This window comes from Parabacteroides gordonii MS-1 = DSM 23371, assembly GCF_000969825.1.
In the GTDB taxonomy this organism is placed as follows: Bacteria; Bacteroidota; Bacteroidia; order Bacteroidales; family Tannerellaceae; genus Parabacteroides; species Parabacteroides gordonii.
This window is the reverse complement of record NZ_KQ033919.1, coordinates 3851734-3866644: the sequence shown is the minus strand read 5'-3', so window position 1 is coordinate 3866644 and position 14911 is coordinate 3851734. Positions and strand designations below refer to the sequence as shown.

Annotated in this window: 12 protein-coding genes and 1 tRNA gene; all 13 read right to left on the bottom strand. The window is 44.0% G+C overall.

Going from position 1 to position 14911, the window contains the following annotated elements:
• Positions 1–565: 565 nt before the first annotated feature.
• The 13 genes from HMPREF1536_RS14570 to HMPREF1536_RS14510 all read right to left on the bottom strand — a co-directional run bounded on the left by HMPREF1536_RS14570 (position 566) and on the right by HMPREF1536_RS14510 (position 14628).
• Entirely contained in the window at positions 566–1165 is a 600-nt protein-coding gene (locus HMPREF1536_RS14570) for a type 1 glutamine amidotransferase family protein (protein ID WP_028728499.1), read from the bottom strand.
• A 125-nt stretch (positions 1166–1290) separates the two neighbouring features.
• Positions 1291–1363: transfer RNA gene (locus tag HMPREF1536_RS14565), tRNA-Thr, on the bottom strand.
• Positions 1364–1422: 59 nt separating this feature from the next.
• The gene (locus tag HMPREF1536_RS14560; protein ID WP_028728498.1) at positions 1423–1884 is read right to left on the bottom strand and encodes a hypothetical protein; all 462 of its coding nucleotides are present in this window, start codon (positions 1882–1884) and stop codon (positions 1423–1425) included.
• Positions 1885–1949: 65 nt separating this feature from the next.
• The gene (locus tag HMPREF1536_RS14555; protein WP_028728497.1) at positions 1950–2981 is read right to left on the bottom strand and encodes a DUF6340 family protein; all 1032 of its coding nucleotides are present in this window, start codon (positions 2979–2981) and stop codon (positions 1950–1952) included.
• A 44-nt stretch (positions 2982–3025) separates the two neighbouring features.
• Positions 3026–3877: a sugar phosphate isomerase/epimerase family protein gene (locus HMPREF1536_RS14550; protein WP_028728496.1), complete on the bottom strand. Its 852-nt coding sequence runs from the start codon at positions 3875–3877 to the stop codon at positions 3026–3028.
• 24 nt (positions 3878–3901) lie between these two features.
• A complete protein-coding gene (locus HMPREF1536_RS14545) occupies positions 3902–5785 on the bottom strand; it encodes a sensor histidine kinase (protein WP_225607926.1) in 1884 nt (627 codons plus the stop codon).
• Between the two features lie 235 nt (positions 5786–6020).
• Positions 6021–8642, bottom strand: a complete 2622-nt coding sequence (locus HMPREF1536_RS14540) for a valine--tRNA ligase (protein WP_028728494.1) — start codon at positions 8640–8642, stop codon at positions 6021–6023.
• A gap of 193 nt (positions 8643–8835) precedes the next feature.
• Positions 8836–9447, bottom strand: coding sequence for a nucleotidyl transferase AbiEii/AbiGii toxin family protein (locus tag HMPREF1536_RS14535; RefSeq protein ID WP_028728493.1), 612 nt, complete (start codon positions 9445–9447; stop codon positions 8836–8838).
• Positions 9402–9722, bottom strand: a complete 321-nt coding sequence (locus HMPREF1536_RS14530; RefSeq protein ID WP_225607927.1) for a DUF6922 domain-containing protein — start codon at positions 9720–9722, stop codon at positions 9402–9404. The genes HMPREF1536_RS14535 and HMPREF1536_RS14530 overlap by 46 nt, the downstream gene beginning before the upstream one ends.
• A 169-nt stretch (positions 9723–9891) precedes the next feature.
• The gene (locus HMPREF1536_RS14525) at positions 9892–10350 is read right to left on the bottom strand and encodes an HU family DNA-binding protein (RefSeq protein WP_044192639.1); all 459 of its coding nucleotides are present in this window, start codon (positions 10348–10350) and stop codon (positions 9892–9894) included.
• Positions 10351–10503: 153 nt separating this feature from the next.
• Entirely contained in the window at positions 10504–10866 is a 363-nt protein-coding gene (locus tag HMPREF1536_RS14520; protein ID WP_147337510.1) for a hypothetical protein, read from the bottom strand.
• Between the two features lie 262 nt (positions 10867–11128).
• The gene (locus tag HMPREF1536_RS26670) at positions 11129–12685 is read right to left on the bottom strand and encodes a leucine-rich repeat protein (RefSeq protein ID WP_028728490.1); all 1557 of its coding nucleotides are present in this window, start codon (positions 12683–12685) and stop codon (positions 11129–11131) included.
• Positions 12686–12843: 158 nt separating this feature from the next.
• On the bottom strand, positions 12844–14628 hold the full coding sequence (locus HMPREF1536_RS14510) for a helix-turn-helix transcriptional regulator (protein ID WP_028728489.1): 1785 nt from the start codon (positions 14626–14628) through the stop codon (positions 12844–12846).
• Positions 14629–14911 lie beyond the last annotated feature (283 nt).

Below are 14911 nucleotides of genomic sequence, written 5' to 3'. Positions count from 1 at the left end.
TCGCTATTATCAAAGACTCAAAACTGGCAATATGTGAAATACTCATATCATCCTACTTTTATATAATAAAAACCATTCACCCTTCACTAATAAGGATAAAACATTATATATATCAACGCATAAAGTTTCTATTTTTGAGTGAATGGTTTCCTGAAAAGGTGAATAGTTTGTATAAACCCTTCACCATAGTCTCTTTTAGATTAGTTACTTTAATGACTTATACTATTGATTACTAAATAAAGAGCTACGACCGATTAAGCCGGATATTACGACTCATTTACTTAACGACATAGGTCACAATGCGTAACGATGATGCTCTCCGGATTTATAAGTAATAACTAAAGAGTTAGTTTGTAATAGGTTTGATGGTAATGGATAATAAGGGGAAAGATACTATTTAAGTTACCGGAGACATGCTATATACAGAAAGGTGAAGGGTTAGATTAAACCATTCACCTTTCTATTAAACCATTCACCCTGCACACTCATTATTAAATAAATAATAATCAATAGATTACCATATAAAAAGTGAAGAGTGAAGGGTATATTACCTTATTTTACATGATTACCTCGGCGATAGGCCATTCGTGTAAAACTGATAGCTTTCTTCTATTATTTCAGGTGTATCAGCATCTAATGCATACAAGATTTCACGGCAGAAATCCAATGGAGCGGTACCATTGGCAGTCACAATATTTCCGTCTCTTACAGCATGTTTGTTTACATAGCCGGCTTCTCCTGTATATTTCTCTCCTGCATATTGTTTCAGATAATCCAATCCGTTGCTTGTATGCTTTACATTGTTTAGAAATCCGTTTGCCCCAAGAAATACCGAAGCATTGCATATTCCGGCAACCAATTTATTCTCCCTGATTGCTTCCTCGACAAGCGGAACGATTTGTACTGCTTCGGGCGAGAACCAACGCATGCCGCCAATCAATATCAATCCGGAATGATCCTTTGGCATATCATTTACGTCGTAATCGGGCAATACTTTAAAGCCACCTATCGACATAACAGGGTCTTTCGTTACAGACATTGTCTTTACTATATAGTTGACCGGGCTTCCGGGCTTTACTCCCAAATTCAGACAGGTAGCGATATAAGCTCCTTCCCAATCGGCAAACTCATTTAAGAGTACGAAAATCACTTCTTTTTTATCCATTTTGTTGTATTGATTACTTTAAAATCGTAATTAGTAGAAAAATGCAGGTATAAACAAACTGCGAAAAGCACAGAAAAGCAATAAAAAAAGCAGTTATCTTTCCTGGATAACTGCCTGAGATTGTGAGCCGAAAGCCGGACTTGAACCGGCGACCTACGCATTACGAATGCGTTGCTCTACCAACTGAGCTATTTCGGCAACATTGAATATATATTCTTTGTTACTTGTTTTTCAATTCGGGCACAAATGTAAAAACTCTATTCGACATCTGAAAGAAGTTTGGCTAAAAAATCATCTAAATCTGCATCTAAATCTTTCAACAGCGGATCGTCGGCACGCAAAACTTCATCGTCAAGAAAGAGAAGTTCCTCTATTACAACGAAATCCTCATCTGTTAAGCTTACAGAGAAAGGTTTCGTAATATGAGGACTGTCAAAAATATTTTTTGCCACTAAAAGAGTCAGCACAGATTTCAGGGTGTTGGCTACCTGTTTATTGAATTTATCTTCATCACAGGGACAGTCTACCCAGTCGAATACGATTGTCTTGTCCAGCAACCGCTCTTCTTCATCATAGATTTGCAGCTCCCCGCTTTCAGGGTCTGCCTGGACATATAGATCACTGTGATAGCTATTGGAATCGTCGGCAGTCAGTTTTCCGATAGCGGAAGTAAAGGTTGTCTCCAGGACAGACTGAATCTTTGCATTATTTGCACTCATAACTCTTTTTTTATTCTTTTTGAATCGTCTGTCAAAAGTAATAATAATTCGGAGAATATATGATATTATTCTCCAAATTGCATATTAAGTTTTTTATCGGAGCGTATCCGGTTCATCAAAGCCTCTACGTAAAGGTATAAAAGACTGGCATTCTTACTCTCGCCGCCTTCGTTCTTTTTAAATAACTCATGCGACTTCTTAGCCCATTCATATGCCTCCTTCAGTTCACTTTTCATCTCATATCCCAAAGCGATGTTCGATGCAGCTTTCGCCTGCGTCTTCCAACTATTGGAATTATTGTATAGATGTTCCCACCGCTCGGCCGCCTTATCCCACTTCTCCGTCCGGGCATAAGCAGTGGCTTCCTTCCAGCGTGCTCCCATGCCGGAATAGAACCAGCGGGTTTCCTGGGTCCAGTGAGGAACAAAATTAGGACTGGTTCTCATACCGATATACTCGGCCGACGTACGTACGGCACTTTCCATCGTTGGCAACATCTGATCCAACAGGATCTGATTATAAGAACTTTCCGAAAAGAAAAGGCTGTCGGTCACATAAACAGTCGCCAGAGGATTAGGCCTGTTACGCAGATAAGCACGTATTACTCCCGACATCTTCACACTGATATCTCCGGCCACATAGCCTTCCGCAAATGCAACGACATCTTTTGCAGACTCGAATAACATACGATCCAGCGATACTACCGCATCAGCTCCCGTTTCATCACATAAAGCATCGACCTCCTCCTGAGTCAGTTTCTTATCTTCATAATAAACATCATCCTTGCGGGTTGCATCCTGATAAAGAAGCACATCATTAAAGAAAGAAACGTCGACCATCGCTTTCCCCAATCCGCGACAAGCATCAAACAAGGCGCTGTCGACCTTTACATGACAGGTATCCTGCTTTGTACCGAACAAGCTTAGCTGGCAGCCTACATCATCGGGCTGAGGTACTGCATTATTCACTACCAGTATCTTACCGACATTCCCCGGGAAAGTTATTTCGGCCGGATTGTATGTTTCAATCGCCATATAGTTGATCGAACTACAAGATGTCAACAGGCAAATTGCCAACAAATAAAACGCACTTCTCATCACTCTTCTGTTTAAAAGAGGGCGGAACAAAGTCCGCCCCTACATTATACAATATCGCTCACCGCCTTGAAATAGCCGATCGACTCTGCGATCCCGAGGAAAGGATCTTTCATATCCTTCTCGTATTCCAGGCTGCACATACCGGTATAGTTCACTTCGCGCATCATCTTCATCAATGCCGGGAAGTCGATCTTTCCGCGACCGATCTCTATGCCTACACCCGCTTTCGACGAATCCGTTACATCCTTAATATGCATATCGAACACCCGGGTATGATATTTCTTCAGGTCGGTAACCGGGTTACAGCCGTTACGCAGATCATGGCCAATATCCAGACACATTCCGATACGCGGATCCAGGTCTTTCGTATGCTCCCATACATCCGTTGCATCCGGATAAGTTTTAATATCGGGCCCATGCAAATGGATCGCATAATGGTAATCATACTCCTTTACTTTCTTGTCCACGTAAGGAAGCAATTCGTAATTGGGTACGCCCACAATCAACTTCACCCCTACACGTTTCGCATACTCGAAACCCCGGTCGATTTCCTCTTCACTCTTCATATAGATAGGCCCTACGGCATATCCTGTTACTTTATGGGCAGCACATTTTTCATGAAATGCCTTGATCTGCTCATCCGTACTATCAAACGGCAAATGGAAATCCTTGATACAAAGATAATGAATATCGAGTCTCTCCAAAGTCTTTAGTGTAGTATCCAAATCAAAATTAACAAATGTATAGCCCGCCATCCCCAGATGCCAGGGATTTACAGACTTCGCAGCCTTGGGAATGATCCTGTCCGGTAAGCCGGCTTTTACTACACCTGCCGACCCTAACAATATGGCTCCGGCAAGTCCTTGTCTAAAAAAGTTTCTTCTAGAATTCTTCATGGTATAATTAATGTAAATAATATATTACGGTTTCTTCAGAGGCAGCACAACCGTAAAAGTGGAACCTTCACCAAACACGGAAGAGACACTGATCGTCCCACCCATCTGAGTAATAAGGCCTTTACAAATTGCCAACCCCAGTCCTACCCCTTTACTCCAGTCATTCAACTGAACGAAACGGCTGAATATCTTTTCCAACTTATCTTCGGGAATACCTTCTCCCGAATCTTCCACTGAAAAGATAATATCAGTTGCGGTTACCTGATAACCAAAGCGGATAAAACCTTTTTCCGTATGCTTAATCGCATTGGTCAGCAAGTTAGTAAGAATTTGCGTAAGACGATTACGATCTGTACAAAAAAGTTGCGGCGGGCATTCATTAAGTTCCAGCTCCACCTCCTCCGGCATCCTGAGCCGTATTACATTATATATCTCTTTCATCAGGACGGGAAGATCATGTTCGGCATAAGTCAAAGCCATCGTGTTGGATTCTATCTTCGAAATATCGAGGACATCCGCGATCAAACGCTGAAGCAATTCATTGTTACTTTGGATAATATCCGCATATTCCTGACGCGTTTCCAAATCATCTTCATCTACCAGTACCTGCGAGAAACCGACAATGGCATTCAACGGCGTACGTATCTCATGGTTCATATTAGCCAGGAATGCCGATTTCATCCGGTCGGCTTCTTCCGCCTTTTCCTTTGCCACTTTCAATTGCTGACCATAGCGATGGCGGCTATACGATATATATCCCAGCAAACAACATAAGACAAATAAAAGAGCCGCTCCTCCCCCCATTTGCAGGAGATGGGAATGCGCCTGGGCTACTTCCAGATCCATCTGCTTATTTTTCAGTTCCAGCTTATCCACCTCATGCTGCGTTTTCATTTCTGCCAGCTCGTCATAGAAGCGGACTTTCGATAAAGAATCGTTCAGGAAAGCATATTCTTTATAGGCCAGCGATGCTGCTCTGTCTCTTCCGCTTTCCAACAAAACGTCTGCTTTATCCTGCAATGTTTCCAGATAAGAGTCCATCGTATTCCGCTTACGCCAAAGCGGCAATAAAGAATCGTAAACAACCAACGCGCGGTTATACTGTTTGCTTTGTTTGTAATAATATCCGTAAATGGTCAGCAATTCATTCTTATAACTGAACATCTCATGCTGCCCCAACAGTTCTTCTGCCTTTTTCAGATGAGACAAGGCCTCCTGAAGTTCATTCCTCTTTATATATTCGATAGCATAATGCCGGTGTGCGACATATTCCAGATAATAGAGAGGTATCTCTTCATCCAGCCAGTCCATATTCCTGCTCTTACATATATGTATATAATCATCCAGCCGCTTTACGTATTTCATCCGGATATCCGGGTCGAGCGCTTTGTTCATCAGCTGCCTGACAATATTGATCCTTTTGATGAGCGGGGCATTCCGCATCTCCATACTCCGGATCACTTCCTCGTATAAAGCCACTCCTTCTTCACCTAAATTATTGGATAAATAGAAATCGGCCAATGCCTGGTTGGCCATCTCCATTCCTTCCGGGAATTTCAAACGACCGGCCTCTTCCCTCAGGCCGGATACGTATTTCAGCGCTTCTTCATTCCTTTTCGTCCGGTTCAGCACATAAATATACCAGGCTTTCATCCGGAAATATTCGACATACCTCTCCTGTTCCAGAAATAAAGGCAAAGCTTTTTGCATCCAGAAATACATACTGTCCGGATTCTTGGAGTAATAATACCGTACATAACAAAACATGGCATTGGCTTCCTGAAGCCTGTCTTTTTGCTGCCTGGACAGTTCCAGTAACTGTGTCGTATAATCAAACCCTTTCTGTTGTTGAACATTCGCTTGCGCCAACGCAAAGAGCGAATCCAGTGAAGGCGTTTTTTCTATCACTTCAGCGCCGTATATAGTTAATGGAAGGGTACAGCCCCACACAAAAACTAAAAAGATTAACAAATACCCTCTAATTACCCTCATTTCCCGCAAAACTTGTACAATCAAGGCCTGCAAGTTAGCAAAAAACAAATAGATTATTCCTTTTATTCCAGGAATTTAAACGAAAACATCCATATTTGTCCAAATAAGGAGCAAACATGGATGTTTTATATCTTTATAAAGAAACCTTCCCTTACTTTTTCAGGGCAGCAATGCTTTCTTCAATCGATTTGATCTTACTTTCGGCATCTGCCTGTTTCTTGCGTTCCATTTCGATTACCTTGGCAGGCGCTTTGCTTACAAAGCTTTCGTTGCTCAACTTCTTGGCAACGGAAGCCAGGAAGCCTTGCTGATATTTCAGTTCTTCCGCCAGTTTAGCCAGTTCTTCTTCCACATTAATCATGTTGCCCAGAGGTACTGCATATTCCGTAGTACGAACCAGGAAGGAAACCGCACCGGCAGCCTTATCATCTGTCCTGATAATATCCGTCAGGTTACACATCTTGGAAATAACGGGATTGAATGCATCGCTATGATCACCCAACACCTGCAATTCAAGTGTATCCTTATTCGGTATATTCTTCTGCAAACGGATGGTACGTACACCACTTACAATCTCTTTGACGATCTCGAACGATTCCAGATAAGCGCTATCCACCGGCGCAACTTCCGGCATCAAAGCAACCATCAGGCTTTCGCCTTCTTTACGCAGTTCCAGCGCCTGCCACAATTCTTCCGTGATAAACGGCATGAACGGATGAAGCAAACGAAGCAAGGCATCGAAGAAACCAAGAGTCGCATCGTAAGTTGCCTTATCGATCGGCAGCTGGTAACCCGGCTTGATCATTTCCAGATACCAGGAAGAGAACTCATCCCAGAACAGTTTATAAACAGCCATCATCGCCTCACTCAAACGATATTTGTCGAACGAGTCGTTCACTTCGGCTATTGTCTTATCCAACTGCATCTTGAACCATTTAACGGCAGTAGCCGAAGCTTCTGGTTGGGCAATCGTATCGTCTACCGTCCAACCTTTGATCAGGCGGAAGGCATTCCATATCTTGTTGTTGAAGTTACGTCCTTGTTCACATAATGCCTCATCGAAAGGAATATCGTTTCCGGCAGGTGCAGCCATCATCAGCCCCATACGAACGCCATCGGCTCCGTACTGTTCGATCAGCAACAGCGGGTCGGGAGAGTTACCTAACGACTTGGACATCTTACGTCCCAGCTTATCACGAACGATACCGGTAAAGTAAACATTCTTGAACGGCATATCTTTCCGGTATTCGTAGCCGGCCATAATCATACGGGCCACCCAGAAGAAGATAATATCCGGCCCTGTTACCAGGTCGCTGGTCGGATAATAATAGTTGATTTCTTCATTATCCGGATTATTGATACCATCAAACAAAGAGATCGGCCATAACCAGGAAGAGAACCAGGTATCCAGACAATCGTCATCCTGACGAAGGTCTGCCATTGTCAGGGAAGCGTTACCGGTCTTTTCTTTTGCCAGTTCCAGAGCCCGTTCCGCTGTTTCAGCTACAACGTAACCACCTTCCGGCAGGTAATAAGCCGGGATACGGTGTCCCCACCATAACTGACGGCTGATACACCAGTCCTTGATATTTTCCATCCAGTGACGGTATGTATTCTTGAACTTGGGTGGATAGAATTTGATATCATCCTTCATCACCGGTTCGAGGGCGATCTGCGCCAGATGTTCCATCTTCAGGAACCACTGCATAGACAGCTTCGGTTCGATAGGCACACTGGTACGCTCAGAATAGCCTACTTTGTTTTCGTATGCTTCTACCTTTTCCAGCAAGCCGGCAGCAGCCAGGTCTTTTTCGATCTGTTCGCGAACGTCGAAACGATCCATGCCGATATACAAGCCGGCCGCTTCACTCAAGGTACCGTTATCGTTGAAAATATCGATGGAAGGCAAGTTATATTTCTCGCCCAGCATATAGTCGTTTACGTCGTGTGCCGGAGTTACTTTCAGGCAACCTGTACCGAATTCGATATCTACATAATCGTCTTCGATAACCGGGATCACACGGTTTACCAGCGGAACGATCACTTTCTTACCTTTCAAATGCTGGTTCTTCGGGTCGTTCGGATTGATACACATGGCAGTATCGCCCATGATCGTTTCCGGGCGAGTAGTCGCCACTACGGCATAACCGTCTTCGCCTTCTATTTTATAACGCAGGTAAAACAGTTTGCTATGTTCTTCCTTATAGATCACTTCTTCATCGGAAAGAGCAGTCAGGGCTTTCGGATCCCAGTTTACCATACGTACACCGCGGTAGATCAATCCCTTTTCAAACAGGTCTACGAATACTTTCAATACGCTTTCCGAACGTTTTTCGTCCATCGTGAAAGCCGTACGGTCCCAGTCGCAAGATGCACCCAGTTTACGCAACTGTTTCAGGATGATACCTCCGTGTTCTTCCTTCCATTCCCAGGCATGTTTCAGGAACTCGTCGCGGGTCAGGTCTGTTTTCTTGATGCCCTGCTGCGCCAGTCTGTTCACCACCTTCGCTTCGGTTGCGATAGAGGCATGGTCGGTACCGGGCACCCAGCAAGCATTCTTACCCAGCATACGGGCACGGCGAATCAGAATATCCTGAATGGTATTGTTAAGCATGTGTCCCATGTGAAGTACGCCGGTGACGTTAGGGGGCGGAATGACGATTGTGTACGGCTCACGGCCGTCTGGTTTCGACTTGAAGAAGCCGTTATCCAACCAATACTGATACCACTTTCCCTCTACTTCGGCGGGGTTGTACTTACTTGCAATTTCCATATTGTTTTGTTCTAATTATATCCTTATTAAATACAGGCCAGCCAGCCCGTTATTTTTTGATTCGCAAAGGTACAAAAAATATTATCATATAGCATGTTCAGTCTATAAATATAGCGGTTCTGTTACTTTGAAACCATTCCACCATCTGCTATAGGTTACAGATACGATTGGGGAATAAGGATATTATAAGGAATTAAGTCAGCCTGGCAACTTCATCGCGGAGTTCAGATTTAACCAGATTCCAATCGATGGCTTCAAACATAAAAGGTTCCGGATCATTTTCGGCATCATCAAAATAAATCAGACTTTTCAGGATCATAAATACGGAGCCATCTGCATATTTGGCAGTGTACAGATCCAGCATTTCCTGTAAAGAAAATTGTCTGAGAAGAAAATGAATGTCTATAAAATCTTTCCGGGTACCGCGTCCGGCTATTGCTGCTAATTTCATAGCTGCAATGTCTTCAATAGACGCCAAACGTAAACCATCTGCTTTATTTGCTTGATGTAACCAAGGATAAGAATAATTTATGATGTCGACTTTTATTCCGTTAATCATAAATACGTGGATATTTCTCATATTCCTGATGGTAGTCAAGCTACCAATAGAATTGAGTATATCCAATATTTCATTCGGTTCAATTTCAATTGCTCCGAATAAATCGAGGTCTATGGATTTACGATGCCCAATCTGGAGAGCCAGAGAGGTTCCTCCTGCCAGTCGTAAATTTTTAAATTCGGGGATAGCCAGTAAATCTCTTAGAAGTTCCAGTGTGGCTGGTTCGATTGTTTGGTATTGTAACATCTGAATTCTTCTTTAGGAGTATTTGATATCGCAGAAATAAAGGCAAGGGTTTTTGTATCGAGTTGGCGGAACTGTTTGGCCAGTTTCGCTATTTCGGTGACAGATAACCTGCTGCGGAGAAGTTGCCAGTCCGAAAATAAACCGTATTCCAGAACACGTTCTACAATATAAGAACGATGCTTTGTCCAATCCAGTTTACTCCGATCAGTATCCCAAAATAAATGGGGAGAAAACTTCTCAATGAAGTTGCTTACCATATTATCTGATTGTTCCATAAAGAGGTGATTTGTTGTTACTATTTTCACTCGCAAATATAACAAATATATTCTTTTCTCCAATCCCATCCTGTCAAAGAACGCCATTGTTTATTGACAGGATGGAAGAAATTGTTACAGTCTGCCCCTGATAGAGGTGGTGCCACCAGGCCATGCGATCGTCGGGCGGTTATTCAATTACCGGGCGGTCGTCGGGGTCAGGAGTATCGGGAGAGTCGGGAGATTCGGTGCCGCCCCATTCTTCCCAGAAGATATCGTTGGAGATGAGGGAACGGGTAGCTACCTTCCGGCCACTGGTACGAGTCGTTTCAGGGATAAACCGGACACGCGTGCCGATAATATGAGAGGCTTTTACCTTTTCCCGCGAATCGACACCCTGTTTGGTGGCAACGGCGGTTAAGTAAAAGGTGCCCAGCCCGTCCAGTTTGACGGTACGGCCCTGCGCCATGAAGTCGCCCAATACACCGCCGAGGCATTTCAGTACGGCGAAGGTGTCGGCAGGGCTGACGGTTGATATTTCGGCCAGCCGTGCCGACACCTGGTTGGTGTTGACGGGCTTGCCCACTGTAACGGACTTCGGATACCAAAGCCCGTTAATTTTCTGTTGAACTCTCTTAAAAAATGCCATAATTTATATTGTGTTTATATACGAATATTCCTTATAAAGAGGTTCCCTATTCAGTGACGGACCGAATGTGATTCAGTGACGGACTGAATAGGGTTCTGTGACGGATCGAATACAGTTCAACAACGGGCTGAAAAGTATCCTTTCAGCTTAGTTTCATTTTCGAGCGATCGAATAAGAATAGTCATCTTTATTCGAATAATCACGTACAATCACATGATTAGAGTCTACACAATCATAGTCACTATTTATCACTATTTCATGGAGTGTATTCCCATCAAATTTAGTGTAAAGAGTAGCAATTGTTTCTCCTGCACTATTTTTTACTTCCATTTTAAACCATGGGTCAGAAGCAAACGCTTTACCCGAAAGATAGAATGTGTGAGAAGTAGAAATTTCTGCATGAAGAATAACTGTTTCAGGATCTTTTTGATTTGTCCAATCTGCTTTGTCCTCATCGAAAGCATTCACTGTGATCGGCGAACCGGTCTGATTGATAATAGTAAACTTGTAATCCATAATACTTAAATATTTAAAAGGTTTGACATATGTTCCTTGGCAAAGCCTCAGAAACTTGTACAAATGTTTATTTTTCTTCCGAACAATTCTTCCCAGATTACAATTTGAGAACTCTTTTTTTCAAAAAAAATAAGAGCTTGATAAGAATACCTTTATCCGGGAAAAATATGATAAGAATAGCTATGTCGGTTATCGGACAGATTCGGTTTCAGGGTTATTTCCTTATTAACCGGAACCTTACCGACAGATGAACAGCATTCGTTCATTGAGGTATCGCTTTGCCTTCTATCAGACTTTCATACTGCTTCCAGAACTTATCACCCTTATACAGATCTACATATAGCGTCGGCACGTATATTTTTTTAAGACTACTCAGGCCCTCGCCTAAAGAATAGTTGGAAGCAGCAGCCTGTGGTGGAGCACTATTCCAACAACTTATAGACGCCAAGGGAGTGCAGCCTGAAAAGACATTATTTCCAATGGTTTTCAAATACTTAGGTAATTCAATCTCCTTTAAAGAAGTGCAGCCTGAAAAAGCACCAGTACCGATCGTATAACATTTCTCCGGTAGCTTCACGGTGGTCAGATTTGTTTTTCCAGAGAAGTAATTATCGGGAATAGCATTCCCCTCCAAGGTCGCATCTTCCAGATCTATCCCCTCTAGTGGTAACTTTTGGATTTCATTCATATGCTCAGATGTCAATCTTCCACTGACTTTCAGATAATTCGCCTGATCGCGGTAGTTTTCCAACATGGATGACAGGTTATTGGCTTTGCAATAGAGAAAGTCGGAAGCTACCAAGAAGAAGGTATACTCGGATGTTTCTCCAATTTTGTTTTTAACTGTAACAATCACTTTACACTCGGCCTTATCCGGGTCTGATTGGCAATCGTCTTTACTTGGGGCTTTGATAGTACGGCTGGAGTTAGGTTCTTCTTGTAGACCCCAAGAATTATTCGAACGGTTCACACTTATTACCAAGGAACCTTCTGATAGGTCAGAGAAGGAAACATTTAAGGTTCCTTCGAATTTCACTGACCGTATTTCTCCTCTAGGTATTATCAGGCCTTTTCCGTCTTTCACAACCAGCGACAGTGTTACATCATAGCGTGGAACCTTTATCTTATCTCCATTCACGTCAAATATGACATAGTCATAGTTGGAATCATCTGTTATTTTAATAGAAGACGAGCCAGTTCCGGGATCGCCGGTGTTACCTTTATCGCCTTTATCACCTTTGTCACCTTTATCACCGGACACTTTATTCCATGTCTTTCCATTATCAACCGAGAGGTAGAAGGCGTCGTCCTGCCAGGTGCCGGCAACGGAATCGACTTTTAACTGACGGCCCGTTTTCAGTTGCGGTGTCGGGGCCGAAGTGCCGTTGGTTCCGTTGGTTCCGTTGGCTCGAATAGGTGCACCGGAGGCATCGGTCATCAGGGAGCCGTTCAGCGTCCAATACCAGTTACCGTCTTTTTCTTGTTTCAGGCTGATAAGCGGAGTGTCGCCTTTATCCCCTTTGTCGCCTTTCTGACCATTCAATAGGGTGATGGTTCCACTCTTTTTAAAAGTAATAGTATATCCCTTTTGGGTTTCGCCCTCCATAACGGGAACGACAGAAAGAATATAGTCGCTCTCATCGGTTATTGCCTTCAAAAGAGCGATTTCTTCACTGGCTTGTTTCTGCCATGTTTCTAAATTAATAAGGCGCTCTTCCAGGTTCCTGACGGCATCCCAAATGGCGTCATCATCATACTTGCAGCCGAACAGTGATAGAACTGCAATGGCAATCAGAAGTAGGTTCTTTGTTTTCATCATCTTGTATTGTTATTATTATGAATTTGTCCAAATATCCGTTTTCCATCTGAACAATTCTTCCCAAATTACAATTTGAGAACTCTTTTTTACCATGAAAAATAAACTATTGATAGGAATACCTCTATCCGGAAGAATAATGATAAGAATACCTATGCCGGTTACCGGACGCTGTTCTTGCGGAAGAGCGCAGGGGAAAGGCCGGTTTCGGTTTTGAATAGACGGTAGAATGTTTGCTGGCTCCTGAAACCGGCAGAGAAAGCAATGTCGAGGATGGTCGCACGGTCGGCGGGATCGGACAGCCGTTCGATCACTTCACGCAGGCGGAAGTCGTTAATATACTGGTTGAAATTTTGGTTCTGGATAAGATTGATTACTCTCGAAAGGGTATTGCGGTGTACATCGAGCCGGGTTGCCATCGAGTCGAGCGTCAGGTCGGGATCACGGTAAAGGTGTTCCTCTTCCAGTAAAACATGCACCCGGTGCATCAACAGACGGTCGTCGTCGGCAACAGACAACGGTAACTCCCCGATCGTCTGCTTCCGGGCCCATTCGCGGCTACGCTCTACCAGGATACGGTAAGCGCTCCGTTTCTGCCGGTAGAACATCCATAATACAAGCAATCCGGCAGCAAGCAACACACAGCCGGCCGTAATCCATCCCAGTAACCGGCGTTGCACGGCGATCCGGTGGGCAGCCGTCTCCTCCTGCTGTGCCGCCACCTCCTGTTCGGCCCGGAGCAATACCTGTGCATTGAACCGTTCTTCCCGCCGGTGACGGACAACGGTTGCCGAATCGAGGTAAGCCTGAAACAACGGCATATTGCCCTTCTCCGCATAATATTTATACATCAACGGATACAACCGGAAATACACGGAATTGTCGGCTCCGGCCTTTCCTTTGTGCAGGTAGACAAAGGCCGAGTCGATCATGGCTTTTACCTGCACCGGGTCTTTCTTTACCTGATACACTTCGCCCAGTCCGGTGAAGATCGTGGCGGCCAGGGTATGGTAACCCTCCTTGCAGGCAAAGTCGGCGGCATAGCGGTAATAATCGGCCGCGTTATCGTACGATCCTCTCAAATACAGGTTATACCCCAGTTCGACCAGGGCCAGATGATCGTAATAGGGACGGAATTTGATCATATCGCGGCTGGTTATAATGGAACGGAAATAGTAATCGGACGAGTCGAGCTGCTGCTCCGTACGGAAATAGTTGCCCAACTCCACACGGGCGCGGATATTGGAACGGTCGAAAAAGAAACGGGTCGTATCGACCAGCGCTTCGCGAAGGTAAGAGAGCGCACGGGGATAATCGCGGAAATCCATATAGGCCCGTCCCAGATGGAAAAACATTTCCCGCCGCTCGGTATATTGCCGGTCAGTCAGTTTATTGAGTTCCTCCACGACACAGGGGGCGAAAGCAAAGGCATAGGCATAATGCCCGGTGCGATAGTTGGATATAAAATCGAAGTTCATCGCCCGTATTCGGGATACGGCATCGCCCTCTTTTCCGGCCCGCACGGCAACTTTCCTGACAATCCGGTTGCAGACTTGCAAAAGGCTGTCTTTATAATAATCGAGTACCGACACTTTCATCAGGTCTGCTTCGTTGGCCAGCGCTTTGCTCTTATAGCGGCGGGCGGCATCACGCATGCGCTCCACTTCTTTTTCTGCTTCTTCCAAGCTCATATAGGAGACATAATCATGGTAATAATAGTATAATTCGTCCGGCAAAGCGGCATATCCTTCGGTGGCATACCTATAAAACAATGTATCGGCATTAAACAGGTATTTGCTCCGGTCTTCCTCGCTCTTTTCGCGAACCTGATACAGGTGGTGCATCGGGTTGTCGTACATATGTAACAACAATGTGTCGGGAACAGCGGCAGAGGCTGTCGCTCCGAGTATGAAAAACAGAATATTAAATACGGTTCTTCGGGACATTGTCGTTAATATTAATAAGAGTGTATTATTCAACCGAGTTCTGAGAGAACTCGGTTATAACAGAATCCCTTTTGTCCGTTTTTTGGTAGAATAAGACCTTTTTTAGGCTGTCAGGATTGAAGCAGTATTAAAAAACAAGTTCTTTTTTAGGGAAAAAGCAAAGATATTAGCGAATTGTTTCTATTTTTACCGGAGAAATGCCATAGTTCTCTCAGGACTATGGTATTCATAGCCTCCCCCAATATATTGCGGAGAATATATACTTTTACCTATATCTATCTGT

Coding starts and splice junctions, on each gene's coding strand:
- HMPREF1536_RS14570 (WP_028728499.1), bottom strand. CDS start 1,165: ATGGATAAAAAAGAAGTGATTTTCGTACTCTTAAATGAGTTTGCCGAT.
- HMPREF1536_RS14560 (WP_028728498.1), bottom strand. CDS start 1,884: ATGAGTGCAAATAATGCAAAGATTCAGTCTGTCCTGGAGACAACCTTT.
- HMPREF1536_RS14555 (WP_028728497.1), bottom strand. CDS start 2,981: ATGAGAAGTGCGTTTTATTTGTTGGCAATTTGCCTGTTGACATCTTGT.
- HMPREF1536_RS14550 (WP_028728496.1), bottom strand. CDS start 3,877: ATGAAGAATTCTAGAAGAAACTTTTTTAGACAAGGACTTGCCGGAGCC.
- HMPREF1536_RS14540 (WP_028728494.1), bottom strand. CDS start 8,642: ATGGAAATTGCAAGTAAGTACAACCCCGCCGAAGTAGAGGGAAAGTGG.
- HMPREF1536_RS14535 (WP_028728493.1), bottom strand. CDS start 9,447: ATGTTACAATACCAAACAATCGAACCAGCCACACTGGAACTTCTAAGA.
- HMPREF1536_RS14530 (WP_225607927.1), bottom strand. CDS start 9,722: ATGGAACAATCAGATAATATGGTAAGCAACTTCATTGAGAAGTTTTCT.
- HMPREF1536_RS14525 (WP_044192639.1), bottom strand. CDS start 10,350: ATGGCATTTTTTAAGAGAGTTCAACAGAAAATTAACGGGCTTTGGTAT.
- HMPREF1536_RS14520 (WP_147337510.1), bottom strand. CDS start 10,866: ATGGATTACAAGTTTACTATTATCAATCAGACCGGTTCGCCGATCACA.
- HMPREF1536_RS26670 (WP_028728490.1), bottom strand. CDS start 12,685: ATGATGAAAACAAAGAACCTACTTCTGATTGCCATTGCAGTTCTATCA.
- HMPREF1536_RS14510 (WP_028728489.1), bottom strand. CDS start 14,628: ATGTCCCGAAGAACCGTATTTAATATTCTGTTTTTCATACTCGGAGCG.